Genomic DNA, 25004 nt, shown 5'->3' on the forward strand with positions numbered 1-25004 from the left:
GAGACCGTCGAGCCCCCGGGGGCACGGTTGCGGTCCCCTGCCCCTGGCCCCCCGGCAGCGCCTACAGGCCCTGCCACTCCGGCTTCGCCGCATACGTGGCGCGGAAGTAGTCCGCGAGCTTCAGCTTGGCGGCCGCGGCCTCGTCCACGACGACCGTCACATGCGGGTGGAGCTGAAGCGCCGAGGCCGGGACCAGCGCGGCGACCGGGCCCTCCACGGCATGGGCCACCGCGTCGGCCTTGCCCTCGCCGGTGGCGAGCAGCACCAGATGGCGGGCCTCCAGGATGGTGCCGATGCCTTGGGTGATGACGTGGTGCGGCACCTCGTCGAGGCTGTCGAAGAACCGGGCGTTGTCCTCCCGGGTCTGCCGGGTCAGCGTCTTGATGCGGGTACGCGAAGCAAGCGATGAGCAGGGCTCGTTGAAGCCGATGTGCCCGTCCGTGCCGATACCGAGCAGCTGGAGGTCCACCCCGCCCGCCTCGCGCAGCGCATGGTCGTACGCCTCGCAGGCGCCCTGCACATCCTCGGCCGCACCATCGGGGCCCATGAAGGACTCCTCGGCGAGACCGAGCGGTTCGATCACCTCGCGCAGGACCACCGAACGGTAGGACTCGGGGTGCCCGGCCGGCAGTCCGACGTACTCGTCGAGCTGGCAGATGCGCGCCCGCGAGGCGTCCACGTCGCCGGCCCGGACCTTCGCCGCCAGCGCCTCGTAGATGGGCAAGGGGGTGGAGCCGGTGGCCACACCGAGCAGTGCGTCGGGCTTACGGCGCACCAGGGTGGCGATGGCCTCCGCGATCAGCTCGCCGCCCGCCACGGCATCCGGAACGATGACAACTTCCACGCTTGGCCTGCCGTTCTGGAGAATGATCCATGTGGTATAGACCAATCTAGCAGAGGGTGACCCCCGGAACCCGTCGCCACATCCGAACGGCCGGTCAAGTTTCCGGGCGTCCGGCACGCCTGTGGTGCGGGCTGCCGGCGGCCCGCACCGGCAGCCCGTCCCGCCGTACGGCACTCCGTCAGAGCAGCGCCCCGCCCGTCGCGTCGATCCACTGCCCCGTCACCCAGCGGCTGTCGTCCGAGGCGAGGAAGGCCACGATGTCGCCGATGTCGGTGGCGTCCGCGACCCGGCCCAGCGGGGATATCCCGCTGACCTGCTGCCGCGCCGCGGCATTGGCCTCGCCGCGCAGCCATCCGGCATTCATGTCGGTGTTCACCGGGCCGGGCGCCACCGCGTTGACCGTGATCCCGCGCGGGCCCAGGTCCTTGGCGAGCGTCGAGGTGAAGACGTCGATCGCGCCCTTGGTCATGGCGTACGCGATCAGCTCGGGCTTGGCCGCGCCCCGCGTCAGACCGGTCGAGATGTTGATGATCCGCCCGCCGTCCCGCAGCCGGGGCAGTGCCTGCTGGGTGATGAAGAACGGCGCCTTGGTGTTGACCGCGAAGAGGGCATCGAAGTCCTCCGCCGTCACCGCGTCGATCCGCTTCAGGGTGCCGTCGACGGCCTTGTTGATCCCGGCGTTGTTGACCAGGATGTCCAGCCCCTCGGCCTGCGCGTCGAACGCGGCCCACAGCGCTTCGGCATCCCCCGGCACCCCCAGCTCGGCCTGGAGCGCGAAGGCCTGACCCCCGGTGGCCTCGATCGCCGAGACCGTCTCCTTGGCCGCGGTCGCGTCCCGGCCGTAATGCACGCCGACCCGCGCACCCTCCCTGGCGAGCCGTTCCGAGACGGCCCGGCCGATCCCCCTGCTGCCGCCGGTCACCAGTGCCGTCTTGCCGCTGAGTGCACTCATGCAGTGCCCCTCCCCGATCCCTGTGCGGATGTCCCCGGACGTATGCGGATGCGCGCCGACGTGCACCGACGCACGCGCCCCCGCATCGAGCGCTTTCTATATCGCTCGTTACAGAAAAACCGTAGCACGCGTTCCGTACCGACCGCTATAAAATTCTTTCCATGGCGACCAAGGAGACGAAGCAGCGCGGGCGGCCCCGGTCCTTCGACCGCGAGACGGCCCTGGAGCAGGCGGTCCGGTCCTTCTGGGAGCGGGGCTACGAGGCCACCTCGATCTCCGACCTCACCCGCGCCATGGGCATCAGCGCCCCCAGCCTCTACGCCGCCTTCGGCGACAAGCGTGCCCTGTTCGGCGAGGTCGTGGCCGAGTACGGGCGGCTCTACGGAGGCTTCCTCTCCCGAGCCGTGGCCGAGGAACCGACCGCGCGCCGGGGCGTCGAACGGGCCCTGCGCGAGGCCGCGGCCGAATACACCCTGCCCGGCCGCCCCCGCGGCTGCCTGGTCATCAGCGCCGCCCTGAACATCTCGCCCGCCTCGGCCGAAGTCGCCGACTCCCTGCGGGAGATGAGGCTCTCGAACGTCCGGGAGATCGCCGGCGCCATCCGTGCGGACATCGCCTCCGGCGAGCTGCCCCCTGATACGGACGCCGCCGCGCTGGCCGCCTACACCGGCGCCGTCATCCAGGGCATGTCCCAGCAGGCGCGCGACGGCGCGGAGCGGACGGAGCTGGAGGCGATCGCCGAGCTGGCGCTCAAGGCGTGGCCGCGGAAGGCGGGCGGCGAGGTCCGCTGAAGACCCCCGGAAGCACCCGCGGGCCGCGGCGCCGGGACAGGACCCTCAACCTGTCCGGCACCGCAGCCCGGAGCTGACATCGGCCGACCCCGCTTGGTGGGCGAGCGGCGCCCCTGTGTGCGGTAGGGGTGCATCCCGTCCTGGGACCGGTCGATCGGAGGCCTCGGCGCAGTCAGGGCAGAGAGCGCCTTCGGCCTCGTTCCGCTCTCCTGTGCGGGGAGGGCGGAGGCCTTTGCTGAATTCTGGACTAGACCATTCTTACTTGTCCATGCCCGTGCAGATACAACACATACACCGTACGCCGGTAGGCTCCAAGACGTGCCCTCCATGAACGATCTCGTACGCCAGCACACCGCTCTGAGCGACACCGACCTCGAGTGGCTCCATCTGCTGGTCTCGGAGTGGCAGCTGCTCTCCGACCTCTCCTTCGCCGATCTCGTGCTGTGGGTGCCCACCCTGGACGGCACGCGCTATGTATCGGTGGCCCAGATGCGGCCCAATACGGGTCCCACCTCCTACCAGGACGACATGGTCGGCCATCTCGTTCCCCGGGGCCGCCGCCCGATGCTGGACTCGGCCCTGGACGAGGGCCGCATCGTGCGCGAGGGCGACCCGGAGTGGCGGGAGGAGGTCCCGGTACGGGTCGAGTCCATCCCGGTGCGCCGCGAGGGCCGGGTGCTCGGGGTGATCGCCCGCAACACCAATCTGCTGACCGTTCGCACCCCCAGCCGGCTGGAGCTCACCTACCTCCAGAGCGCCTCCGACCTCGCCCAGATGATCGCTGCCGGAACGTTTCCCTTCCCCGGCCAGCAGGTCGACATGGATGCCTCGCCGCGTGCCGGCGACGGACTGATCCGGCTCGACGCGGAAGGCATCGTCCAGTACGCCAGCCCCAATGCCCTCTCCGCCTACCACCGGCTCGGTCTCGCCGCCGACCTCGTGGGCCATCACCTGGGCCAGACCACCGCAGAACTGGCGCCCGCCCGGGGCCCGGTGGACGAGGCACTGGTCAAGCTCGCCAGCGGCTGGGCCCCCAGGGAATTCGAGGTCGAAGGTGACGAAGGCGTCATTCAATTGCGCGCCATTCCCCTCAAGCCCAAGGGGACGCACATCGGTTCACTGGTCCTGCTGCGCGATGTGACCGAACTGAGACGTCGCGAGCGGGAGCTGATCACCAAGGACGCCACCATCCGGGAAATCCACCACCGGGTGAAGAACAATCTCCAGACGGTCGCCGCGCTGCTGCGCCTACAGTCCCGCCGGATGGATTCCGAACAGGGCCGCGAGGCACTCAACGAGGCTGTACGCAGGGTCGGTTCGATCGCGATCGTGCACGAGACGCTGTCCCAGACCCTCGACGAACGGGTCGAGTTCGACGAGATCGCGGACCGGGTGCTGGCCATGGTCGCGGAGATCTCCCCGGGCAAGGTGACCACCCGCCGCACCGGACGCTTCGGCATCCTGGACGCCGAGGTGGCCACCCCGCTGTCGATGGTGCTCACCGAGGTGCTGCAGAACGCCCTGGAGCACGCCTTCGACCAGGTGGAGCGGGGCGTGGTCGAGGTCGGCGCGGTGCGCGGCGGCAGCCGTACCGAGCCGCGGCTGCTGGTCACCGTCCAGGACAACGGCCGCGGGCTGCCCGAGGGTTTCGATCCGCATCGCGCCGGAAACCTGGGGCTCCAGATCGTACGGACCCTGGTGGAGGGGGAGTTGGGCGGAAAGTTCGACATGGTGCGGGCGCCCGAGCGTGGTACGCAGGTCATCCTCGACGTCCCGGTGCGCGCCGAGAAGCAGCACTGAGAGCCGGGGCCGGCGACGGGCGGCCGCGCCCGCCCCGGCCCTGAACAGCAGGAAGCCCCGGACCATGCGGTCCGGGGCTCAAAGCTGTGTCGATGCGATAACGACCGGGCGTGTCAGCGCCGGGAATGCATCGGGTGTACTGCGCGCTGCGGCTCGGGGGCCACGGGGCTGCTGGGTCAGGCGCTGGCGTTGCGCGCCCGGTTGCGAGCTGCACGGCGCTTCATCGCGCGGCGCTCGTCCTCGCTCAGACCACCCCAGACGCCGGAGTCCTGGCCGGACTCGAGCGCCCACTGCAGGCACTGCTCCATGACGGGGCAGCGGCGGCAGACGGCCTTGGCTTCCTCGATCTGCAGCAGCGCAGGACCGGTGTTGCCGATGGGGAAGAAGAGCTCGGGGTCTTCCTCGCGGCAAACGGCGCGGTGACGCCAGTCCATGGCTGCTCCATCTCCTCGTATGACGGGATCGTTGCTTGTGAATGTGAACGCTTTCACGAATCCCTCCACAAGGGAAGGGCCGAAATCCAGTCGTGAACTGGCGCGGTCCTGTGGAATGAGGAGGAGGATTCGGGCTCTCAAGGGGGCCGGTAAAGCGGCCGTCCCGATCGCCATGAAGAGACTCGCAAACCTCGGCGACGGATACAACCCCTTCCGGAAACTTTTTTTTGAATCCTTGGTGTCGCCTAGCTCACAGCCGTCATTCCAGGGGGTGGAAACCAGTCTAAACGTTCGAGTGAAAGGACTTTGGGCCCTACTGCTCACACAATCACACGCAGTGCACGGCGTACGCCTGTGAACGTCACACTCGTACGCAGTCCCAGGTGGTCACCGTCCATCTGGAAGGGCAGGGGGACCTGCGAATGCAAGGTGAAGTTCGTGAGGTCGTGAAGTGAGAGGGCGTGTTTGCCGTGGGGCCCGCGCTGCGGTGTTGACGTCAGCAGCTGGGTCGCATAACGGGCCACCGCGGACGGTGAGAGCTTGCTCAGTGCGAACAGATCCAGGGCCGTGTCGAACGAGGCGTCCGGGGACGGATAGATCGGCCGGTTGCCCAGGTAGGACCACGGGGCGGTGTTGCAGATTATGGCCAGCGCCAGGTTCTCGACGGTCTCCGTGGCGCCCTCCTTCCCGCCCGGGCGTTCGAGGGTGAGGACCCCCCGCCGGCGGTTCGCCTCGCCCAGGAACTGCCGTACGACCTGTCGCACGTACAGGGCGTGGGTCGAACGCTTGCCGCGTTCACGCTGCTGCTCGACCCGGCCCACGACGCCGGCGTCGAAACCGAAGCCCGCGCAGAAGGTGAACCAGCGCTCCGGTACGCCCTCGTCCTCGCTGCCCGGGGTGCCCGCGGCCAGTCCGAGGCCGATCGTCCGCTCGCTGCCGTCGCGCAGCGCGTCCAGCAGGGCGCCGGTGGCCTCCACGACGTCATTGGGGAGCCCGAGCGCGCGGGCGAAGACATTGGTGGAGCCGCCGGGGACGACCGCGAGACGGGGGTGCGAGTCGGGGTCGGGGCCGTTGGCCAGCAGACCGTTGACGACCTCGTTGACCGTGCCGTCGCCGCCGAGTGCCACGACCAGGTCGGTCTCGCCGCCCTCGGTGGCCTGCTGGGCGAGGTCACGGGCGTGCCCGCGGTACTGCGTCTGTGCGACCTCCAGCTTGAGGTCGCTGGCGAGTGCGTGGGTCAACACCTCACGGGTGCGGGCACTGGTGGTGGTTGCTGCGGGATTGACCACGAGAAGTGCGCGCATATGCAGCAGCGTACCTACCTGCGGGTACCGCCTCACGCCCCCGTCCGGCTCCGGGGCATCCCCGGAGGCCACGACGGCCGGCGCTACCCTGCTGGGGTGAGCAGTCAGCAGAAGCAGTCCGCGTCCCGAGCCGCCTCCGCCCCCGCCGCGGCCGCGTCCACCGCGCCGACCGGCCCGCGACCTGCCCGGCTGAGCGCCGCGGCGGCGCTCACCGCGGTCGAGGGGCTCGCCCTGGCCGCGCTCGGCGGTTACATGCTGATCATGGGGCTCGCCGGTTCGCCGGACAGTGCGCAGCAGGCGGAGATGGGCGGGCTCACCGTCCTGGCGCTCGCCGTGCTGCCGCTGGTGGCCGCCCGGGGGCTGTGGCTGCGCCGCCGCTGGAGCCGGGGCCCCTCGCTGATCACCCAGATCGTGGCGCTGCCGGTGGCCTGGACGCTGGTCAACGGCGGCGGTGCGCTCATCGCGGCCGGCATCGGACTGGCCGTGGCCGCGCTGGTCGTGCTCGTGCTGCTGGTCAACCCGACGGCCACCGAGGCGCTGGGTATCGGGCCGCGCGAGACGCCCTGAGGGGAGTGCGGGGCGCTCGCTCCGGGCTCAGGCCCGGCAGACCCCTGGAACGCACGGTGGGCGGGGCCTTCGAAGGCCCCGCCCACCGCATGTGTGCGCCGTTCACTCCTCGACGAGGAGCTTGTCGCGGAGCTGGGCCAGGGTGCGGGCCAGGAGGCGGGAGACGTGCATCTGGGAGATGCCGACCTCCTGGGCGATCTGCGACTGGGTCATGTTGCCGAAGAAGCGCAGCAGCAGGATCTTCTTCTCCCGCGGCGGGAGATCTTCCAGCAGCGGTTTGAGGGACTCGCGATACTCCACGCCCTCCAGCGCCTCGTCCTCGGCACCGAGGGTGTCGGCGACCGCCGGGGACTCGTCGTCCGTGTCCGGGACGTCCAGGGAGAGAGTGCTGTAGGCGTTGGCGGACTCCAGGCCCTCCAGGACCTCCTCCTCGGAGATCGCCAGATGCTCGGCCAGCTCATGGACCGTGGGCGCCCGGCCGTGCCGCTGGGACAGCTCGGCGGTCGCGGTGGTCAGCGACAGCCGCAGCTCCTGGAGGCGACGCGGGACGCGGACCGCCCAGCCCTTGTCGCGGAAGTGCCGCTTGATCTCGCCGACGACGGTGGGGGTGGCGTACGTGGAGAACTCCACGCCGCGCTCCGGGTCGAAGCGGTCGACGGACTTGATCAGACCGATGGTGGCGACCTGGGTCAGATCGTCCAGCGGCTCGCCGCGGTTACGGAACCGCCGGGCCAGATGCTCGACGAGCGGGAGGTGCATACGAACGAGGGTGTTGCGCAGCTCCGCACGCTCCGGGGAGCCGTCGGGCAGCTTGCGCAGCTCATAGAACATCGCCCGGGCGCCGCTGCGGTCCTGCGGCTCCTGGGAATGCTGCTGCTCCTGCTGCTTGTCGTCGGGGGCCGGCGCATCGTGCTGCTGCGCCTGCTGCCCCGGCTGCTCGCTCTGCTCCATGTGGTCCGCCCGCTCTGCCTGCTCCGCCGCGTCCAACCGGCCGCCGTGGTCGTCTACGCCCACCGGATGCGGCCGGGCCTGCTGCTCGGGGATGGTCGCACCGGTCGCCATCCTCCCGCCGCGTTCGAGATCTTTCACGGGGCCCCCTGTTCGGTCATGACGGTCCGGGACCGGCGCCGCGCTCCTTGTACAGACTGATGGTGACCGTTTGGTCCTCGGAGACGGTGGAATCGACCTTGCCGGCGAGTGCGGAGAGCACCGTCCAGGCGAAGGTGTCGCGCTCCGGGGCGCGGCCGTCGGTCGTCGGGGCCGACACGGTGACCTGAAGTGCGTCATCGATGAGGCGGAAGACGCAGCTCAGCACACTGCCGGGGACGGCCTGTTGCAGGAGGATCGCGCAGGCCTCGTCGACCGCGATACGCAGATCCTCGATCTCGTCGAGGGTGAAGTCCAAGCGGGCTGCGAGGCCGGCCGTGGCCGTACGCAGCACGGACAGGTAGGCACCCGCAGCGGGCAGACGGACTTCCACGAAGTCCTGAGTCCCGGGCTCGCCTGCGATCTGGGACACCCTCACCTCCAAGGTGGCACAAGCTGGTTGAGCTGGAATGCGCGATATTCGCGTTGTTCGGGATATTCGCGCCGGACTTTTCTCCCCTCGGACGAAAGGAGAACGATTCGGCGCGACACATGGTTCGGCTGTGACGCTATCGCGATCTGTGGGCCGGTGTCGCCCGGAAGGAGCACCACTGCCGTCCGGTGATCCGGCCCCGGGTCGCCCGGCACTCCTACTGTCACTGATTGTAAAGCCACGGGTACGGACAGTGGCTAGAGGTGTGCACCGTCAAATCGATACCGATTACGCTCCGTTGGCGCGTGAAGCGTCCGCAAGGTGGTGCAGTGCCTTTCCAGTGAGCCGGAAGACCGTCCATTCGTCCATGGGCTGTGCACCGATCGACCGGTAAAAACCGATGGACGGTTCATTCCAATCCAGGACTGACCACTCGAAACGCTCATAGCCGCGGGCCACACAGATCTCCGCGAGGGCCGCAAGGAGGGCCTTGCCGTGTCCGCCGCCGCGCGCTTCGGGGCGGACGTACAGGTCCTCCAGATAGACACCGTGCGTGCCCGTCCACGTCGAGAAGTTCCGGAACCACAGGGCAAAGCCCACCGGGGCGTCGCCGTCCTCCGCGATCAGTGCGAAGGCGGCCGGCTGCGGGCCGAAGAGGGCCTCCTTCAGCTGTGCCTCGGTGGCCTGCGCGGCCTCGGGGGCGCGCTCATACGCGGCCAGCTCGCCGATCATGGCCAGGATGACGGGGACATCGCCGGGTGTCGCTTCGCGGATCATGTGTGAAGGTTAAACGGACGCCGGTGATCGCTTCACACCAGTTTCTGGTCGGTGAAGCACCAGCGCCAGGAGTCACCCGGTTCGAACGTCCGCATCACCGGATGGCCGGTCTCCTCGAAGTGCCTGGTCGCGTGCCGGAACGGCGAGGAGTCGCAGCAGCCGACATGGCCGCAGGCCAGGCACAGCCGCAGTTGTACGGGGTGGCTGCCGACGGCCAGGCACTCCAGGCAGGTGGCGCTCTGCGGTGCCGGTTCGGGGCGCGGCAATTCGGCAACGTGGGTGCACTCGCTCATGATGGCCAGGTTAGATCGCCGGGATGCTCGGTGAAGCGTACGGGGACGGGACGGGCCGATGGCTGTCATGCCGCTGTTTTTGCTGGTCGCGGGGAGCGCGGCGGTGGCCGGGCTGGCGCGCCGTACGCCGGTCCCCGCGCCGCTGCTCCTGGTCGCCGCGGGGCTCGCGGCCTCCTACATCCCCGGCATCCCCGACTACACCCTCGATCCGCACATCGTGCTGCCGCTGCTGCTGCCCCCGCTGCTGCACACCGCGGCGCTGGACAGCTCGTATCTGGGGTTGCGGGCCAATCTGCGGCCGGTGGCGCTGCTGTCGGTGGGCTATGTGCTGTTCGCGACGTTCGTGGTCGGCTATGCGGCCTATCTCGTCATCCCGGGGCTGCCGCTGACCGCGGCGCTCGTCCTGGGGGCCGTCGTCGCCCCGCCGGACGCCGTCGCGGCCACCGCCATCGCCCGCAAGCTCGGGCTGCCGCACCGGATCACCACGATCCTTCAGGGCGAATCGCTGTTCAACGACGCCACGGCGATCACCGCGTACAAGGTCCTGGTGGCCGTGGCCCTCGGGGCGGGCGCCTCCTGGGGCGACGGAATCAAACAGTTCGCCATCGCCTCCGTGGGCGGCATCGGCGTCGGCCTCCTCCTGATGGTGCCGCTGCACTGGCTGCGCGTCCGGCTGCGGGAGTCGGCGCTGCTGGAGAACACCCTCTCGCTGCTCATCCCGTTCGTCGCCTACGCGGCCGCCGAGCAGCTGCATGCCTCCGGGGTGCTCGCCGTCGTCGTGGTCGGCCTCTATCTGGGGCACCGCTCCTGGCAGGTCGACTTCGAGACCCGGCTCCAGGAGGACGCCGTCTGGAAGATGGTCTCCTTCATCCTGGAGTCCGCGGTCTTCGCGCTGATCGGGCTCCAGCTGCCGGTCGTGGTGCGCGGACTGGGGGAGTTCAGCGGGGCGCAGGCCCTCGGCTACGCGGCCGTGCTGTTCGCCGTCGTGGTCCTGTCGCGGTTCGTGTGGGTCTTTCCCGGGACGTATCTGCCGCGCCTCCTGTCCGCCCGGATCCGTGCCCGCGAGCCGGACACGAACTGGACCGCGCCGGTCATCGTCGGCTGGGCCGGGATGCGCGGGGTGGTGTCGCTGGCCATCGCGTTCTCCATCCCGGCCGCCGTGCCCGGCGGGGCGGCCTTCCCGGCGCGCAACCTCGTGCTCTTCCTGACCTTCACCACCGTCATCGCCACCCTCGTCATCCAGGGGCTGACGCTGCCGCCGCTGATCCGTGCGCTGAAACTGCCCGGCCCGGACGCCCAGGCCGAGACGCTCGCCGAGGCACAGGCCCAGAACGAGGCCTCGCGGGCCGCCGAGGAGTGCCTGGAGGAGCGCCTTCAGGACCCGCGCAACGCCCTGCCGGGGCCCCTCGCCGACCGGCTGCGCAATGTCCTGGAGCGCCGCCGCAACTCCGTGTGGGAGCGGCTCGGCGCGGCCAACGAGGTCACCGGGGAGTCCGCCGACGAGACCTACCGGCGGCTGGCCCGGGACATGATCGAGGCCGAACGCCGGGTGTTCGTCCGGCTGCGGGACGACGGACGGATCGACGACGAGATGCTGCGGACGCTGCTGCGCAGACTGGACCTGGAGGAGGCCACGGCGTACCGGGAGGGGGCTTCCTAGGGTGGGTCGTCGAGGGATCGGGCCGGGGCCGGTTCAGGGGGTGCCGGTGATCACGGCGGCCACGGTGCTGCCGGGGGCGAAGGCGCCCTCCTCGGCCAGGGTCGTCAGCCCGTAGAGCAGCTTGGCGACGTAGATCCGCTCCACCGGCAGGCCGTGCCGGTCCTCGAAGGCCGTCGCGAAGGCGTCGAGTTCCGGGGTGCGGCGGGCGTATCCGCCGCAGTGGAAGCGCTCCTCCAGCCGCCAGTCGCCGCGCGGTCCGCCGAACGCCGCGCGCTGGAGTTCCTCGACCGTCTCCTGGAGGAAGTGCGGCCGGCCGCCCTTCAACACGGGGAAGCCCAGGGCGCGCTGCCCCGGCCCCAGGCCCGCGGCGAGTCCGGCGAGGGTGCCGCCCGTGCCGCAGGCCACCGCGACCGTGTCCGCGGTCCCGCGCAGTTCGCGGCCGAGCTCCGTACAGCCCTGTGCGGCAAGGGCGTTGCTGCCGCCCTCCGGTATGAGCCGGAACGCGCCGAAGCGTTCGTGCAGCTCGGCGAGCACCTCCGGATCGGCTCTCCGGCGGTAGCGGGCCCGGTCGATGAAGTGCAGCCGCATCCCGTCGGCGGCGCAGCGGGCCAGCGACGGATTGCGCGGTGCGTCGGCCAGCTCGTCGCCGCGGACCACGCCGATGGTGGCGAACCCGAGCAGCCGGCCGGCCGCTGCGGTGGCCCGCAGATGGTTGGAGTACGCACCGCCGAAGGTCAGCAGCGCCCGCTCACCCGCCGCGGCCGCGGCCCGCAGATTCGGCGCCAGCTTGCGCCACTTGTTGCCCGGAGGGTACAGCTCCACTGGTCCAAGCGCAGCCGTATCCCAAGGCAACGTGGTGTGAATGAGGTCATCCCGCTTCAGCAGCAGGCGCACGCCCCGGCGGGCGAACCGCTCATCCTCGATCTCCTGGAGGGGGGAGGGAGGACGGGGCCGGAGGGCAGTGGCGAGGTCTACGGGGTGCTTCACCCGTCCATTGTGGCCGCTGTTCCCGCGAAGCTCCCTGGCTCAGCCCACCGGTACCGCACGGCTCCACAGCTCCTCGGAGTGCTCCGCGAACCGGTCGAACATGCCCCCGCCCCCCTGGCGGCGCAGATGCAGTAGTGGTGAATCGTGGCCCACGAGCCGTGCCAGGTGCGGGGTCACCAGCGCGTCGCTGTCGAACCGGAACACCGACAGTGAGACGTGGTTCACCGCGTCCTCAGCGCTGCTGTATCGCGTCTCCAGCCCGGGAAGGTCGCCCAGTCGGCCCAAGTGTTCGAGAGTGATCCGAATCCGGGTGGACACGCTGAGGGCGACATCTTCGATCGCTTCTCGCTGCGTGGTGACCTCTCCGGCAGGATCACCGAGAAGAATCCTGACCCGACAGCCGGACTCAGCCTTCCGGCGTATGGTCTCGGCGAACCGAGGCACCTGGCTCCAGAAGAAGTAGTTCGTGTATCCGGCGAGGAACAGTTCCTCGTTGCTGTTCTCGACAAGCTCAGACCACACGGTGGAGGGGCAGGCGGACCGGTACGGATACGAGTGGACCAGCTCACGGTCGTTGCCGGTCTTGATGCGGTCCTTCACTGCTCGGGGCCACAACATCTCTTCATCAACTCCCAACGCTCGGCAGGCGTCCTCACGATTGGTTGCGTGCGGCACCAGTCCGGCGTCAGCCAACCACCGCTCTACGGTCTTGCTGGTCACCCCTACCCGGGCCGCTAGCTTCCGGGGCGAGAGGCCAGCATCCGCCATAGCTGATCGTAAGGCTGCGTTCAAGACTTCCCCCTAAGACGTTTGGGCCGTTTCGACGGTACGCACGGAACCGCCCAACTGTCTCTGATACGGGGCGGATACGTCCGCAAGGGCGATCCACCATCGGGCACATGAAACGCCAGACAGCGATGCAAGGGCCCGTATACGTGATGGTGCCTGAGAGCCCTCCCGAACCCGCCGAAGGGTGTGATGTCTGCGACGCCCTGGTCAGGCAACGCAGGGAAGCTCAGGCGAGAGGAGACCGCTCCGCCGTATCCGACTGCAACGTTGAGCTGGCTGCCCACACCAAGCAGCGAAAGCCCAGGAGGCGGGAGTGATGGACATGAAGACCTGGCGAGAGGGCCGCAAGAGCGCCGATGACGCCGTCGCAGCGATCCGGGAGGCTTTCTCCGCACTCGGCCTTTCAGAAGCCTTCGGCAGAGGTGTTCGGCCTGTGGTCACCCACTCCGGAAAGGCGTACGTCGATCTGGGCATGCTCCGTGCTGACCAGGTCGAGCAGGCAGCGAACGCGATCTGCGCGGCAGGCCGCCACCAATGACCGTGCACGGTTGACTCTGACGCCTCGCCCGGCCGGTCGCCTTCGACGCCTCGCGTGCACCTCGTGCCCAGGCCACAGAGCGATTGGCCGGGGCGGGGCGCGCCCGTGGGTCGAGGCGAAGGTGAGACGGCCCGAGGCCGATCGGTGTAACTCTTCTTCACTTGTTCAAGGGCGCGCCTGCGGCGCGCCGGGCGGCACGCTGCCGCACCGGCCGGGCGTGCGGCCTTCGGCCGGTCCCGTCCGGGCGGCAGCCGCCCTACGCGCTGGGCGGCCACGCGTGCGAAGAGCACCGCTCGAATCGGCCGAGTCGTCTTCGCTCTTCCAGCTAGCGCGCCTTCGTGGCCGAGGCCCCGTGGCTGGGGCGGACGGCACTGCGAGGCTTTAGGCAGCTCCCATGGGGCGAGCCTCCAAGAACAGGGGGCCAATCGGGCACCAACGCGGGCAGGGCAGGTGCCTGCCCGATTCGCCGCACGAGCGTATGGCCCCCTGTTCTCTCGCCCCATGGCAGCTACCGCCCAAAGCCTCGCAGCGCCGGCCGCGTGCTCACAGCGCGCCACCGGGCACCGCGCGTCAAGCCGCCGACTGCCACGCGGCAGGCTGTGGATCAAACCAGACGGTGTTGTGGAGCCGCCCGTTGTCCACCTTCAGAGGCTCTGGCTTCGAGCCGACCCAGTGGAAGCAGCAGCGCGCGTAAAGCGCCCAGATGCTGCTGCGCCTTCCTTGGCCCGGCGGGGGAAGCAGCGTCACGGAGTGGAGCACAACGCGGAGAAGCATCCTGGCGCGCACCAGGTCAGCCGCAATCCATGCCTTATGCAGTACGTCAGGATCGCGAAGAACTTCAGGGTCCAACGATGCGGCGATTTCCGCTAGCTCAGCGCTCATTGGCTCTAGCTGGTCCTCAATGGCGGCTCGAAGCTGCTCATACCGGTTCTTCCCCTTGACCCCCTTGAACCGACCTTGCACGTAGTAGGCATCATCCAGAGAGTCCAGCCGCGCTTGGGCCTCCTCGACCGTCAGCGCCAATTCAGCGCGTCGTGCGCTTTCCTCGGGCTTGTCGTACTCCAGCCACCGGGGAGCGAGGGATCGGAAGGCTTCGTGGTCATCCGGGAGATGCGAGACGCGCGAAATGAATGCCGCACTCAACACGGCGTCGGCATCCTTGACGAGCACGCTCATTCCTTGGCATGCCGCCTTTCCCATGTTCACGCGCCGATAGCACCGGTATTGCGGACCGCCTTTCGTCATGTTGCCGCCGCACCGGCCGCATTTCAGCAGACCGGAGAGGAGTGACTGCGCCGCAGGCTTGCCGCGTCGTCCCGCTGCCAGCGATTCGGACGTGCGCGACCGCAGGGCGGCCAGAATGCGCACCCGCTCGCCCACAGTGATGACGCCCTTGCCCACGCAGACGGGCTCACCATTCGCCCCGATCATGGGCTCATCCGTCGCCCGCCAGCGCTCGCGACCGGCAGCGTCCGTGTAGCGCTCATGTACAGGCATCAGCCCGGCCCACGCCGGAGAGTGTGCGAGTTGCGTGATCGTGGACGACCGCCATTTGCTACCCCGTCGAGTCCTCACGCCGTCCGCATTGAGGGTTCCAGCGATGACACCCGCTGCCTGATTTCCGAGGAGTGCATCAGCGATTCGACGCGCTGTCCCGTACTCCTTCGGATGCTCTTCCGTTGCCTTCTTTCCTTTCCGCACCCGCAAGCCGAAGGGCGGTTGCCCGCCCGGCCACTCGCCCGTGATCTTCTTCGCTGCCTTCGTACGACGCGTGCGCATTGAGGTGTTGTAAGACTCGGAGCGTGCTTGCTCGGCCAGCCAGGCGAAAAGCCCCCGATGCTGCGGAATGCTGCTGTCGAGCCCATCCATATGGGCGAGCAGCCGGGCGCCCTTCACCTCGAACTGGTCGAGTACCTGCCCGACCTGACCCATGCCTTTTCGGCTCAGGCGATCGAGTTTCCAGACGAGTAGGTGACGTACTTCTCCAGCGAGCACGGCGGAAATCGCCGCGTCGAATTCCTCTCGGATTACCCCCGCTTTGAATGCTGACAGTTCCTCTTTCCAGACCTTGCGAACGGTCAGCCCCTCGCGCTCGGCGCGCTGCCGAAGGTCACTTTCGTGGGCCTTGAGGGTCGTCTTGTCGTCCTGCAAGGTGCTGCGCCGGAGGAACAGATCGCACAGCTTGGCAGGGTCCATTGCCTTGCCCATGAGTTCACCTTCCTTGAAGGTGTCACGGGCTGTCCACGGGTTAAGTGACCAGGCCAGGCCCGCTAACACCAGTCGGCTTACTCCTGGGAAGTTCCGGGTGGATCAGATCGTCCCGCTTGAGCAGCAGCCGCACCCCGCGGCGGGCGAACGGTGCGTCCTCGATCTCCTGGACGGGGGAGGGCAGGCGCGGGCGCAGGGCGCGCGGGTCCGGCATCGGGCCGGGGTCGGTGCTGGTCACGCGGTCCATTGTCCCCGGTGCCGGGGGCCGGCCCCCGGGTAGGGCGCGGCCCCACAGCTCCTCGGAGTGCGCCGCGAACCGGTCCGCCCCGGCAGGCGCCCCTAGTCGTGCAGGAAGGCGTCGCCGTGGGCGTTGACGTGGGCCTCCAGGGTGTTGAGGGCGTCCTGGGTCGCCTCGGGGGAACCGCTGCCCCGCCGTTCGGCGAAGTACGCGGCGCCCAGCTTTCTCAGGAGTTCGGTGCCGGCGCGGTTCTGCTGTACCTCGTCGACCTTCTGCTTGCCCTGTGCAAGCCCCTTTTGGGCCTGCTCCTTGGCGCGGTCGAGAAACCCTGACATGTGCCACCTCCGTGCAGTCCGTGTCGTAAGGGATCAACGGCGCGGACGGCCGTGGGGTTCCCGTGCCAGGCTGGGGCATGTGGGCGAAACGCGCGACATGAAGGGGCCATCCGGTGTATCCGGCGGCTACCAGGAGCGCGCCTCCCGGGTGGCCGGTGCGGTGCTGTGGAGCCGCGCCGTGCAGCCGTCCGCCCGGCCGGTGCTGCCCGACGGGTGTACGGATCTGATCTGGAGCGCGGGCCGGCTGCTGGTGGCGGGTCCGGACACCGGGCCGCAGTCCGTGGGCGGGGTGTCGCCCGGTACGCGCTTCGTCGGGCTGCGCTTCGCGCCCGGCCAGGGGCCCGCCGTCTTCGGTGTACCGGCCCGGGAACTGCGCGACCGGCGGGTGCCGTTGGCGGACCTGTGGCCCGCCGGGAAGGTACGGGAGCTGACCGAGCGGCTGGCGGCCGCGGGGGAGCCGGGCGGTACGGCCGGTATCGGCCGCCTGTTGGAGAAGGCCGCCGCGGCCCGCCTCCGGGAAGGCGCCGGGGACGACGGCCGGACCGCCGCCGTCGCCGCGGAGCTCGCCCGCGGCCGCCCCGTCGCCGAGGTCGCCCGCGCCGTCGCGCTCAGCGAACGCCAGCTGCACCGGCTCAGCCTGGACGCGTTCGGCTACGGCCCCAAGACCCTCACCCGGGTGCTCCGGCTCGTGCGCGCGCTCGACCTGGCGCGCTCCGGGATGCCCTACGCACAGGTTGCCGCGCGCGCCGGATACGCGGACCAGGCGCACCTCGCGCGTGAGGTGAAGTCGCTGGCGGGGGCCCCGATGGGGGTGCTGCTCGCCCCGGGTTAGCGTGTCCGTCATGGACTACCAGGCCGTTCTCGAGGAGGTAGCGGCCCATGCCCGGCCGTACGTGCGACAGGGGCGGGTCGCCGACTACATACCGGCGCTCGAGCGGGTGTCCGCGGACCGTTTCGGGATCGCGGTGGCCGACATCCACGGCGAGGTGTACGGGGTGGGCGACTGGGAGGTCCCGTTCTCCGTCCAGTCCATCTCCAAGGCCTTTTCGCTGGCGCTGGTGATGGCGCAGAGCCACGGCGGGCACGATGACGGCATCTGGCGGCGGGTGGGCCGTGAGCCGTCCGGCACGCCGTTCAATTCGCTGGTCCAGCTGGAGGCGGAGAACGGCATTCCGCGCAATCCGTTCATCAACGCGGGCGCCCTGGTGGTCACCGACCGGCTCCAGACCCTCACCGGCGACGCCAGCACCTCGATGCTGCACTTCCTGCGGGAGGAGAGCGGCAACCCGGACCTCGCCTTCGACCAGTCGGTGGCCGACTCCGAGGCCGAACACGGTGACCGCAATGCCGCCCTGGCGCACTTCATGGCGTCCTTCGGCAACCTGGAGAACCCCGTCCCCAGCGTCATCGAGCACTACTTCTGGCAGTGCTCGATCGAGATGAGCTGCCGGGATCTGGCCGTGGCGGGCGGCTTCCTCGCCCGGCACGGGCTGCGCGCCGACGGCAGCCGGCTGCTGGAGGCCCGCGAGGCCAAGCGGATCAACGCGGTGATGCTGACCTGCGGGACGTATGACGCGGCCGGGGAGTTCGCCTACCGCGTCGGGCTGCCCGCGAAGAGCGGGGTCGGCGGCGGCATCATCGCGGTCATCCCCGGCCGCTGCACGCTCTGCGTCTGGAGCCCGGGACTCGACGCCCGCGGCAACTCCGTGGCGGGCGCGGCGGCGCTGGATCACTTCACGACGCTGACCGGGTGGTCCGTTTTCTGACCTGCGGGTTCGCGTGCTGACCCGGATCGCGAGGGCCCGCCCCCGCGGCCCGGCTGCCGTTGTGGCCTCCGAACCGCTGGCGCATCGTGGGCGTAGGAGGTGCACCGCCATGGAGCACGAGATGCGCGCTGAGTACGAGGAAGGCGTTCTGCCGCATGCGGACACGCCGGTGAAGATCTGGCACATGGTGCGGCTGGACGGCACCACGGCGATGTGCGGACGGGAACTGGCCCCGGCAGCCGCCACCCAGACGGCCGAGGTCTGGGGTACGCCCCAGGGGGAGCCGTTCTGCCACAGCTGCGGCGCGATGTACCTGCGCGAGCACCCCGGGGACATCGGCTAGGCGCACCTGCCCCTTAGGGCAGCGGGGCGAACAGATCGACCCCGTGGCCGTCCGGGTCCTGTACGACGGCGTAGCGGTGCCCCCAGAAGGCGTCCCATGGCGGCATCTCGCCTGTGTAGCCGGCGTCGGTGAGTTCCGCGTAGAGCTTGTCCACCTCGGCGGGGCCGGTGCACTCGAAGGCCAGCCCGGTGGGGGTGCCGCCCTGGGGCGGGGTCCAGTCCGGGTTGATGGCGCGTGCGGTCTCGTGGGAGTCCCACATCAGCCGCAGCCCTCCGGGGAGCGGCGCTTCGGCGTGCGGGGCGGTGTCCGCGTCGGCGGGGATGTCCAGGCCGAGGCGGCGGTAGAAGGCCAGGGCGGCGGGCATGTCGGCGACGACCATGCCGATGGCCGCGAACCGCGGGGCGGAGGGGGTGGCGGGGGACGGGGATGCGGAAGGTGAAGTGGTCATACGGCGAGCGTAGGCAGGCCGCCGGGGCGCGTCTTGAACGAATCGGACGCGGGGGCGGCCCGCCACACGGATGGACGCGGAGCCGGCCCCTCATGGACAGGCGCGGGGCCGTTCCGGCTCACGGGCAGTGGATGACCTGGCCCGCGTACGAGAGGTTGCCGCCGAAGGCGAACAGCAGGACCGGGGCGCCGGAGGGGATCTCGCGCCGTTCGACCAGCTTGGACAGGGCGAGCGGGACGGAGGCCGCGGAGGTGTTGCCGGAGTCGACGACGTCCTTGGCGACCACCGCGTTGACCGCGCCGATCCGCGCCGCGACCGGCTCGATGATCCGCAGGTTGGCCTGGTGCAGCACCACACCGGCGAGATCGGCGGGGGTGATCCCGGAGCGTTCGCAGACCTTGCGGGCGATGGCCGGCAGCTGGGTCGTGGCCCAGCGGTAGACGGTCTGGCCCTCCTGGGCGAACCGGGCCGGCTCGCCCTCGATACGGACCGCGGCGCCCATCTCCGGCACCGAGCCCCACAGCACCGGGCCGATCCCCGGCTCCGGCGAGGCGCTGACGACCGCGGCGCCCGCGCCGTCGCCGACCAGGACGCAGGTCGAGCGGTCCGTCCAGTCGACCACGTCGGTGAACTTCTCGGCCCCGATGACCAGGGCATGGGTCGCCGAACCGGCCCGGATGGCGTGGTCGGCGGTGGCCAGCGCATGGGTGAAGCCGGAGCAGACGACGTTCAGGTCCATGGTGGCGGGGGCGGTCAGGCCGAGCCGGGCGGCGACCCGGGCCGCGGCGTTCGGGCTGCGGTCGTGGGCCGTGCAGGTGGCGACCAGCACCAGGTCGATGTCCTGCGGAGCCAGGCCACTGGCGGCCAGGGCCTTGGCCGCGGCGGCGGCCGCCATCGAGTCCACGGTCTCGTCCGGGGCGGCGACATGGCGGGTACGGATACCGACCCGGCTGCGGATCCAGGCGTCGTCGGTGTCGACGATCTTGGCGAGGTCGTCGTTGGTGAGCACGCCGGAGGGCTGGTAATGGCCGAGGGCCAGGACGCGTGACCCGGTCATGAGTTCCCCTGTACGTGGGTGGTCGGTTCGCCCACCAGTCTCACCCCTCGGTGCCGCCCGGCGGCTGCGTGAACTGCCAATGTTCCGTAGCCAGAACTGGAGACAGTTGTCAGAACCGGGGCGGAGCCCCCGCCACGACGCCGCCCGGCCCCGGCCCCGTCACGGCTTCACCCGGCCCCCCTCACGACAGCGCCCGGAAGCGCCGCAGTCGCAGGCTGTTGCCGACGACGAAGACCGAGGAGAAGGCCATGGCGGCGCCGGCGATCATCGGGTTGAGCAGGCCGGCCGCGGCCAGCGGCAGCGCCGCGACGTTGTAGCCGAAGGCCCAGAAGAGGTTGGTGCGGATGGTGCCGAGTGTCGCCCGGGCCAGCCGGATGGCGTCCGCGGCGGCGCGCAGATCGCCCCGTACGAGGGTGAGGTCACCGGCCTCGATCGCGGCGTCCGTGCCGGTGCCCATCGCCAGTCCCAGGTCGGCGCGGGCCAGTGCGGCCGCGTCGTTGACGCCGTCGCCGACCATGGCGACCGAGCGGCCCTCGGACTGGAGCCGGGCGACGACCGCGACCTTGTCCTCGGGGAGCACCTCGGCGATCACTTCGTCGATCCCGACCTCGGCGGCCACCGATTTGGCGACGGCCTCGTGGTCGCCGGTGAGCAGGACCGGGGTCAGTCCCAGGGCGCGCAGCCGGCGCACCGCTTCGGCGCTGGTGGGCTTGACCGCGTCGGACACGACCAGCACCGCGCGCGCCGCGCCGTCCCAGCCGACGGTGACCGCGGTCCGGCCCGCCGCCTCGGCCGCGGCCTTGGCGGCCGTCAGCTCCGGCGGGAGGAACTGGCTCCACCGGTGCAGCAGCTGCTCGCGGCCCACCAGGACGGCATGGCCGTCGACCACGCCCTGGACGCCCAGGCCCGGGACGTTCACGAAGTCCTCCGGGGCGGGCAGGGTGGCGCCCCGGGCCTCGGCCCCGGTGGCGACGGCGCGGGCGATGGGGTGCTCGGAGGCGTGTTCCAGTGCGCCGGCCAGCCGCAGCACCTCCGGCTCCGTCTCGCCCTCGGCGAGATGGACCCCGGTCAGCGTCATCACTCCGGTGGTGACCGTGCCGGTCTTGTCCAGGACGACGGTGTCCACCCGACGGGTCGACTCCAGCACCTCCGGGCCCTTGAGCAGGATGCCGAGCTGGGCGCCGCGTCCGGTGCCGACCATCAGCGCGGTCGGCGTGGCCAGCCCCAGGGCGCACGGGCAGGCGATGATCAGGACGGCGACGGCCGCGGTGAAGGCGGCCACCGCGCCGTGGCCGGTGGCGAGCCAGTAGCCGAGGGTGCCCAGGGCGAGCGCGATCACGAGCGGGACGAAGACCGCGGAGATCCGGTCGGCCAGCCGCTGCGCCGCGGCCTTCCCGTTCTGGGCGTCCTCGACCAGCCGTGCCATACGGGCGAGCTGGGTGTCGGCGCCGACCCGGGTGGCCTCGACGACCAGCCGGCCGCCCGCGTTGACGGTGGCGCCGGTGACGCCGTCGCCGGGGGAGACCTCGACGGGGACGGACTCGCCGGTGAGCATCGAGGCGTCGACGGCGGAGGCGCCCTCCACGACCGTCCCGTCGGTGGCGATCTTCTCGCCGGGCCGTACGACGAAGCGGTCGCCGACGTGCAACGCGCCGACGGGGACGCGGACTTCCCGGCCGTCGCGCAGCACGGCGACGTCCTTGGCGCCCAGCTCCAGCAGCGCCCGCAGCGCAGCGCCCGCCTTGCGCTTCGCGCGCGCCTCGAAGGAGCGGCCGGCCAGGATGAAGGTGGTGACTCCGGCCGCGGCCTCCAGATAGATCGCGCCGCTGCCGTCGGTACGGGCGAGGGTCAGCTCGAAGGGGTGCGTCATACCCGGCATGCCCGCCGTGCCGAAGAACAGCGCCCACAGCGACCAGCCCAGGGCCGCGAGGGTGCCCATCGAGATGAGGGTGTCCATCGTGGCGGCGCCGTGCCGCAGGTTCGTCCAGGCGGCTCGGTGGAACGGCCAGGCGCCGTACGCGACCACCGGGGCGGCCAGGGTCAGCGAGAGCCACTGCCAGTTGGTGAACTGAAGGGGCGGCACCATCGCCATCAGCACCACCGGGACGGTCAGGACGAGGGAGATCAGCAGCCGCCGGCGCAGCGCGGCGAGCGCCGCGCCGTCCCGGTCGTCGGCCGCGTCCCCGGCGTCGCTGCCGGAGGGTTCGGCGGCCGGCGGCTCCGGGACCGTTGCGGTGTAGCCGGTCCGCTCCACGGTGGCGATCAGGTCGGCGGCCGCGACGGTGCTGCCCTCCGCGACCGTCACCTGCGCCTTCTCGGTGGCGTAGTTGACGGTGGCGGTGACCCCTTCCATGCGGTTGAGCTTCTTCTCGATGCGGGCGGCGCACGAGGCGCAGGTCATCCCGCCGATCTCCAACTCGACGCCGTGGGCTCCGATCGCGGTGGTCATACCTGCTCCTCGGTCTGCTGCCAGTGCCTGTCTCCGAGGTCAACCATATACCCCCCTAGGGTATTCCCGAGCGGGGTTACGTTGTCACGGCGCGACGGCGTCACGGCGTCGCGCCCTCGTCCTCGCCCGCCGCCCGCTGCGCCCGGCCGCCCATCGCCCGCAGATACGCGACCAGCTCCGGCGGTTCGTGCACGGTGAACTCGTGTCCCAGCAGGGCCAGCCGGACCGCCAGCCACTCCAGCGCCTCGGGGTTGCTGTGCCAGCGGCAGGACGCCTCGTCGACCGGTTCGAGCGCGCCCAGCGCCGGGCCGCCCAGCCGGGCGGCCACCTCCGCGGCCGGTGCGTACACGGTCGCCACCGCCCGGTAGGTCGTGGCCGCCCCCTGCATCCGCTCCCGTACATAGGTGGCCGCGTCGGCGGCCGGCAGGGTGCGCGGCGGGGTCCGGACGCCGGTGGGGAACGGCTCGCTCAGCCGGTCCACCCGGAAGATCCGCCAGTCCTCGCGGTCGTTGTCGTACGCCACGAGGTACCAGCGGCGCCCCGCCGCGACCAGGCGGTGCGGCTCCACCAGGCGCTTGCTGCGGGTGCCGGCCCCGGCCCGGTAGCGGAAGCGCAGCCGCTCATGGTTGGTGATCGCCGCGGCGAGCACCGTCAGATGCTCCGGGTCGACGGTCGGGTGGTCACCGGACGGCAGCGCCACGGTGGCCGTGCCGAGCGTGCCCACCCGCCGCCGCAGCCGGGCCGGCAGCACCTGCTCCAGTTTGGCGAGCGCCCGTACGGACGCCTCCTCGATGCCCTCGATGGTGTGCCCGGCGGCCGAGCGCAGTCCGACCGCGATGGCCACCGCCTCGTCGTCGTCCAGCAGCAGCGGCGGCATCGCGGCGCCCGCCGCGAGTCGGTAGCCGCCCTCCGCGCCCATCGTGGCGTGTACGGGATAGCCCAGCTCGCGCAGCCGGTCGATATCGCGGCGGATCGTCCGGGTGGTGACCCGCAGCCGCCCGGCCAGCTCACTGCCGGGCCATTCGCGCGGGGTCTGCAACAGGGACAGCAGATTCAGCAGTCGCGCCGATGTCTCACTCATGCGACCGATGATGGCGCTCCCAGTAGGACCGGGACTGTCCTATATCGCGCCTAGTGTCAAAGACGGACCTCGACGCCCCGGCCGGCCACCGCCCGGCGGCACGTGCGTCGCCTTCTCTTCCTTCCGCACCGCTCCCCCTGGAGAACGCCCATGCCCACGACCGTGCCCGCGGCCCCCGATGCGGCCGTCCCGGCCCCCGCGCCGGCCGCCCGCAGACGCTGGATAGCGCTCGCCGTCCTGCTGACCGCGAGCTTCATGGACCTGGTCGACGCGACCATCGTCAATATCGCCGTCCCGAGCATCCAGCGGGACCTCGGCGCGGGCTTCAGCGCCGTCCAGTGGGTCACCGCCGGGTACGCCCTCGCCTTCGCCCTCGGCCTGATCACCGGCGGCCGGCTCGGCGACATCTACGGCCGCAAGAAGCTGTTCCTGCTCGGTATGGGCGGCTTCACCCTCGCCTCCGCGCTGTGCGGCGTCGCGGCGGGCCCCGGGATGCTGATCGGCGCCCGGGTGCTCCAGGGCGCGATGGCCGCGCTGATGGTGCCGCAGGTGCTGGCGATCATCCACGTCAGCTTCCCGGCGGGCGAACGCGGCAAGGTCTTCGGGATGTTCGGCGCGGTGGTCGGACTCGGCGCGGTCTGCGGCCCGCTGATCGGCGCCCTGCTCACCGAGGGTGATCTGCTTGGACTGGAGTGGCGCCCGATCTTCCTGATCAATCTGCCGGTCGGGATCGCCGGCATCCTCCTCGGCCGCCGCTTCCTGACCGAGTCCCGGGCCCCGCGCGCCCTGCGCGTCGACCTCGTCGGCACCGCGCTGGCCACCGTGGGCCTGCTGATGCTGCTCTATCCGCTCACCCAGGGACGCGAGTCCGGCTGGCCGTGGTGGGGCTTTGTGTCGATGGCCGCGAGCCCGCTCGTCCTGGCGTTCTTCGTCCGCTACGAGCGGATCAAGGCCCGCAGGGACGGCTCACCGCTCGTCGAGCTCTCGCTCTTCCGGGTGCGGACCTTCGCGGCGGGCGCGGGCGTCCAGCTGACCTTCGGCGTCGTCAGCGGTCTGTTCTTCCTGGTATGGACGCTCCATATGCAACTGGGGCTGGGCTGGGGCCCGTTGCACGCCGGGCTGACCGGGGTGCCGTTCTCGCTCGCCTGCTCCGCGGCGGCCGGGATGTCCGTACAGAAGCTGGTGCCGCGGTTCGGCCGCGCGGTGCTCCAGGCCGGCGCGCTGACCATGCTCTGCGGTGCGCTGCTCTACCTCTGGGAGGCCGGGCACTACGGCACCGCCCTGGAGTCCTGGCAGATGGCACCGGCGATGCTGCTGATGGGGGCCGGGATGGGCCTGATCGTCGCCCCGATCACCGACGCGGCGATCTCCGAGGTCCCGGCCGAGCACTCCGGCTCCGCCTCCGGCATCTTCAACACCACCGGCCAGTTGGGCATGGCGCTCGGTCTCGGCCTGTCGTCGGTGGCCTTCTTCGGCGTCGTCGGCGGTACGGGGGAGGCGCACGGCGCGGCGGCAGCGGCCCTCGCCCCCTCCTTCGTCGACGCGACGACCCACGCCCTGTGGTGGATCTCCGGCGGCCTGGTCCTCATCTTCGGCCTGCTGTTCCTGCTGCCGCGCCGGGCGCCCGCGGCGGCCGCGGTGCCTGCGGTGCCCGGTGACCAGGACGCACCGGAGCGGACGGACCGGGAGGCCGCGCAGGCGGAGGAGCACCGGCCCGCCCTGGTGTCCTGACCGAACCGCCCCCGCACCGGGGCCGGTGGCCCCACAGTGGAACGGCCCCACACGTCTGCCGGCCGCCCCGCACCCCGCCCGGACCCGACGCAC

Annotated in this window: 25 protein-coding genes and 1 pseudogene; 9 read left to right on the forward strand and 17 right to left on the reverse strand. The window is 70.8% G+C overall.

Going from position 1 to position 25004, the window contains the following annotated elements:
- Positions 1–61: 61 nt before the first annotated feature.
- Positions 62–844, reverse strand: a complete 783-nt coding sequence (gene nagB / locus CP981_RS26045; protein ID WP_085922835.1) for a glucosamine-6-phosphate deaminase — start codon at positions 842–844, stop codon at positions 62–64.
- A 178-nt stretch (positions 845–1022) separates the two neighbouring features.
- Entirely contained in the window at positions 1023–1796 is a 774-nt protein-coding gene (locus CP981_RS26050; protein WP_085922836.1) for an SDR family oxidoreductase, read from the reverse strand.
- Positions 1797–1957: 161 nt separating this feature from the next.
- On the opposite strand from CP981_RS26050, the gene CP981_RS26055 reads away from it, so the two are divergent.
- Both CP981_RS26055 and CP981_RS26060 read left to right on the forward strand, forming a co-directional pair.
- Positions 1958–2587 carry a TetR/AcrR family transcriptional regulator gene (locus CP981_RS26055; protein WP_085922837.1) on the forward strand — a complete coding sequence of 210 codons (630 nt, stop codon included), beginning with the start codon at positions 1958–1960 and terminating at the stop codon, positions 2585–2587.
- Between the two features lie 327 nt (positions 2588–2914).
- Positions 2915–4387, forward strand: a complete 1473-nt coding sequence (locus CP981_RS26060) for a sensor histidine kinase (protein WP_085922838.1) — start codon at positions 2915–2917, stop codon at positions 4385–4387.
- A gap of 176 nt (positions 4388–4563) precedes the next feature.
- On the opposite strand, the gene CP981_RS26065 is transcribed toward CP981_RS26060, so the two are convergent.
- Both CP981_RS26065 and CP981_RS26070 read right to left on the reverse strand, forming a co-directional pair.
- Entirely contained in the window at positions 4564–4821 is a 258-nt protein-coding gene (locus tag CP981_RS26065) for a WhiB family transcriptional regulator (RefSeq protein WP_003983230.1), read from the reverse strand.
- A gap of 320 nt (positions 4822–5141) precedes the next feature.
- Positions 5142–6125: a diacylglycerol/lipid kinase family protein gene (locus CP981_RS26070; RefSeq protein ID WP_085922839.1), complete on the reverse strand. Its 984-nt coding sequence runs from the start codon at positions 6123–6125 to the stop codon at positions 5142–5144.
- Positions 6126–6221: 96 nt separating this feature from the next.
- Between CP981_RS26070 and CP981_RS26075 the strand changes: the two genes are divergently transcribed.
- A complete protein-coding gene (locus CP981_RS26075) occupies positions 6222–6692 on the forward strand; it encodes a hypothetical protein (protein WP_085923008.1) in 471 nt (156 codons plus the stop codon).
- Between the two features lie 102 nt (positions 6693–6794).
- On the opposite strand, the gene CP981_RS26080 is transcribed toward CP981_RS26075, so the two are convergent.
- From CP981_RS26080 to CP981_RS26095, 4 genes are all read right to left on the reverse strand, one after another.
- A complete protein-coding gene (locus CP981_RS26080; protein ID WP_085922840.1) occupies positions 6795–7754 on the reverse strand; it encodes an RNA polymerase sigma factor SigF in 960 nt (319 codons plus the stop codon).
- 43 nt (positions 7755–7797) lie between these two features.
- A complete protein-coding gene (locus CP981_RS26085; protein WP_042148531.1) occupies positions 7798–8211 on the reverse strand; it encodes an ATP-binding protein in 414 nt (137 codons plus the stop codon).
- A gap of 288 nt (positions 8212–8499) precedes the next feature.
- Positions 8500–8988: a GNAT family N-acetyltransferase gene (locus CP981_RS26090; protein WP_085922841.1), complete on the reverse strand. Its 489-nt coding sequence runs from the start codon at positions 8986–8988 to the stop codon at positions 8500–8502.
- A gap of 32 nt (positions 8989–9020) precedes the next feature.
- Entirely contained in the window at positions 9021–9281 is a 261-nt protein-coding gene (locus tag CP981_RS26095; RefSeq protein ID WP_085922842.1) for a UBP-type zinc finger domain-containing protein, read from the reverse strand.
- A gap of 58 nt (positions 9282–9339) precedes the next feature.
- Here CP981_RS26095 and CP981_RS26100 point away from each other — a divergent pair, with 58 nt between their 5' ends.
- Complete coding sequence (locus CP981_RS26100; protein WP_085922843.1) at positions 9340–10941, forward strand: Na+/H+ antiporter; 1602 nt, start codon at positions 9340–9342, stop codon at positions 10939–10941.
- Positions 10942–10974: 33 nt separating this feature from the next.
- Here CP981_RS26100 and CP981_RS26105 read toward each other — a convergent pair whose 3' ends face one another.
- Together CP981_RS26105 and CP981_RS26110 are read right to left on the reverse strand one after the other, a co-directional pair.
- A complete protein-coding gene (locus CP981_RS26105) occupies positions 10975–11928 on the reverse strand; it encodes a 1-aminocyclopropane-1-carboxylate deaminase/D-cysteine desulfhydrase (protein WP_085922844.1) in 954 nt (317 codons plus the stop codon).
- 39 nt (positions 11929–11967) lie between these two features.
- Positions 11968–12720 (reverse strand): helix-turn-helix domain-containing protein, encoded by a 753-nt coding sequence (locus CP981_RS26110; protein WP_280116995.1) that lies wholly within the window; start codon positions 12718–12720, stop codon positions 11968–11970.
- Between the two features lie 313 nt (positions 12721–13033).
- On the opposite strand from CP981_RS26110, the gene CP981_RS26120 reads away from it, so the two are divergent.
- Positions 13034–13255, forward strand: a complete 222-nt coding sequence (locus CP981_RS26120; RefSeq protein ID WP_085923009.1) for a hypothetical protein — start codon at positions 13034–13036, stop codon at positions 13253–13255.
- Positions 13256–13825: 570 nt separating this feature from the next.
- Here CP981_RS26120 and CP981_RS26125 read toward each other — a convergent pair.
- The 3 genes and pseudogenes from CP981_RS26125 to CP981_RS26135 all read right to left on the reverse strand — a co-directional run bounded on the left by CP981_RS26125 (position 13826) and on the right by CP981_RS26135 (position 16036).
- Positions 13826–15463: a recombinase family protein gene (locus CP981_RS26125; protein WP_085922847.1), complete on the reverse strand. Its 1638-nt coding sequence runs from the start codon at positions 15461–15463 to the stop codon at positions 13826–13828.
- 76 nt (positions 15464–15539) lie between these two features.
- A pseudogene (locus CP981_RS26130) lies at positions 15540–15758 on the reverse strand (hypothetical protein); the annotation flags it as partial.
- Positions 15759–15802: 44 nt separating this feature from the next.
- Positions 15803–16036, reverse strand: coding sequence for a hypothetical protein (locus CP981_RS26135; protein ID WP_085922848.1), 234 nt, complete (start codon positions 16034–16036; stop codon positions 15803–15805).
- A 79-nt stretch (positions 16037–16115) separates the two neighbouring features.
- Here CP981_RS26135 and CP981_RS26140 point away from each other — a divergent pair, with 79 nt between their 5' ends.
- The 3 genes from CP981_RS26140 (at position 16116) to CP981_RS26150 (ending at position 18145) form a co-directional block, all read left to right on the forward strand.
- The gene (locus CP981_RS26140; RefSeq protein ID WP_425282164.1) at positions 16116–16868 is read left to right on the forward strand and encodes a helix-turn-helix transcriptional regulator; all 753 of its coding nucleotides are present in this window, start codon (positions 16116–16118) and stop codon (positions 16866–16868) included.
- A 10-nt stretch (positions 16869–16878) separates the two neighbouring features.
- Complete coding sequence (locus tag CP981_RS26145; RefSeq protein WP_085923010.1) at positions 16879–17802, forward strand: glutaminase; 924 nt, start codon at positions 16879–16881, stop codon at positions 17800–17802.
- A gap of 109 nt (positions 17803–17911) precedes the next feature.
- On the forward strand, positions 17912–18145 hold the full coding sequence (locus tag CP981_RS26150) for a hypothetical protein (protein WP_042148548.1): 234 nt from the start codon (positions 17912–17914) through the stop codon (positions 18143–18145).
- A gap of 13 nt (positions 18146–18158) precedes the next feature.
- Here the strand turns inward: CP981_RS26150 and CP981_RS26155 are convergent, their stop codons facing one another.
- The 4 genes from CP981_RS26155 to CP981_RS26170 all read right to left on the reverse strand — a co-directional run bounded on the left by CP981_RS26155 (position 18159) and on the right by CP981_RS26170 (position 23180).
- Positions 18159–18593, reverse strand: a complete 435-nt coding sequence (locus tag CP981_RS26155) for a VOC family protein (RefSeq protein ID WP_085922850.1) — start codon at positions 18591–18593, stop codon at positions 18159–18161.
- Between the two features lie 118 nt (positions 18594–18711).
- Positions 18712–19650, reverse strand: coding sequence for a beta-ketoacyl-ACP synthase III (locus CP981_RS26160; RefSeq protein ID WP_085922851.1), 939 nt, complete (start codon positions 19648–19650; stop codon positions 18712–18714).
- A 181-nt stretch (positions 19651–19831) separates the two neighbouring features.
- On the reverse strand, positions 19832–22099 hold the full coding sequence (locus tag CP981_RS26165) for a heavy metal translocating P-type ATPase (RefSeq protein ID WP_085922852.1): 2268 nt from the start codon (positions 22097–22099) through the stop codon (positions 19832–19834).
- A gap of 100 nt (positions 22100–22199) precedes the next feature.
- Entirely contained in the window at positions 22200–23180 is a 981-nt protein-coding gene (locus CP981_RS26170) for a helix-turn-helix transcriptional regulator (RefSeq protein WP_085922853.1), read from the reverse strand.
- A 150-nt stretch (positions 23181–23330) separates the two neighbouring features.
- Here CP981_RS26170 and CP981_RS26175 point away from each other — a divergent pair, with 150 nt between their 5' ends.
- A complete protein-coding gene (locus tag CP981_RS26175; protein WP_085922854.1) occupies positions 23331–24911 on the forward strand; it encodes an MFS transporter in 1581 nt (526 codons plus the stop codon).
- The last annotated feature ends 93 nt before the right edge of the window (positions 24912–25004 follow it).

It is taken from the genome of Streptomyces platensis (assembly GCF_008704855.1).
GTDB lineage: Bacteria > Actinomycetota > Actinomycetes > Streptomycetales > Streptomycetaceae > Streptomyces > Streptomyces platensis.

What these genes read in the sequence shown, in the direction of transcription:
- CP981_RS26050 (WP_085922836.1), bottom strand. Translation starts at nt 1,796, where the DNA reads ATGAGTGCACTCAGCGGCAAGACGGCACTGGTGACCGGCGGCAGCAGG.
- CP981_RS26055 (WP_085922837.1), top strand. Translation starts at nt 1,958, where the DNA reads ATGGCGACCAAGGAGACGAAGCAGCGCGGGCGGCCCCGGTCCTTCGAC.
- CP981_RS26060 (WP_085922838.1), top strand. Translation starts at nt 2,915, where the DNA reads ATGAACGATCTCGTACGCCAGCACACCGCTCTGAGCGACACCGACCTC.
- CP981_RS26065 (WP_003983230.1), bottom strand. Translation starts at nt 4,821, where the DNA reads ATGGACTGGCGTCACCGCGCCGTTTGCCGCGAGGAAGACCCCGAGCTC.
- CP981_RS26070 (WP_085922839.1), bottom strand. Translation starts at nt 6,125, where the DNA reads ATGCGCGCACTTCTCGTGGTCAATCCCGCAGCAACCACCACCAGTGCC.
- CP981_RS26080 (WP_085922840.1), bottom strand. Translation starts at nt 7,754, where the DNA reads ATGGCGACCGGTGCGACCATCCCCGAGCAGCAGGCCCGGCCGCATCCG.
- CP981_RS26090 (WP_085922841.1), bottom strand. Translation starts at nt 8,988, where the DNA reads ATGATCCGCGAAGCGACACCCGGCGATGTCCCCGTCATCCTGGCCATG.
- CP981_RS26095 (WP_085922842.1), bottom strand. Translation starts at nt 9,281, where the DNA reads ATGAGCGAGTGCACCCACGTTGCCGAATTGCCGCGCCCCGAACCGGCA.
- CP981_RS26100 (WP_085922843.1), top strand. Translation starts at nt 9,340, where the DNA reads ATGGCTGTCATGCCGCTGTTTTTGCTGGTCGCGGGGAGCGCGGCGGTG.
- CP981_RS26120 (WP_085923009.1), top strand. Translation starts at nt 13,034, where the DNA reads ATGGACATGAAGACCTGGCGAGAGGGCCGCAAGAGCGCCGATGACGCC.
- CP981_RS26125 (WP_085922847.1), bottom strand. Translation starts at nt 15,463, where the DNA reads ATGGGCAAGGCAATGGACCCTGCCAAGCTGTGCGATCTGTTCCTCCGG.
- CP981_RS26135 (WP_085922848.1), bottom strand. Translation starts at nt 16,036, where the DNA reads ATGTCAGGGTTTCTCGACCGCGCCAAGGAGCAGGCCCAAAAGGGGCTT.
- CP981_RS26145 (WP_085923010.1), top strand. Translation starts at nt 16,879, where the DNA reads ATGGACTACCAGGCCGTTCTCGAGGAGGTAGCGGCCCATGCCCGGCCG.
- CP981_RS26150 (WP_042148548.1), top strand. Translation starts at nt 17,912, where the DNA reads ATGGAGCACGAGATGCGCGCTGAGTACGAGGAAGGCGTTCTGCCGCAT.
- CP981_RS26155 (WP_085922850.1), bottom strand. Translation starts at nt 18,593, where the DNA reads ATGACCACTTCACCTTCCGCATCCCCGTCCCCCGCCACCCCCTCCGCC.
- CP981_RS26160 (WP_085922851.1), bottom strand. Translation starts at nt 19,650, where the DNA reads ATGACCGGGTCACGCGTCCTGGCCCTCGGCCATTACCAGCCCTCCGGC.
- CP981_RS26165 (WP_085922852.1), bottom strand. Translation starts at nt 22,099, where the DNA reads ATGACCACCGCGATCGGAGCCCACGGCGTCGAGTTGGAGATCGGCGGG.
- CP981_RS26170 (WP_085922853.1), bottom strand. Translation starts at nt 23,180, where the DNA reads ATGAGTGAGACATCGGCGCGACTGCTGAATCTGCTGTCCCTGTTGCAG.
- CP981_RS26175 (WP_085922854.1), top strand. Translation starts at nt 23,331, where the DNA reads ATGCCCACGACCGTGCCCGCGGCCCCCGATGCGGCCGTCCCGGCCCCC.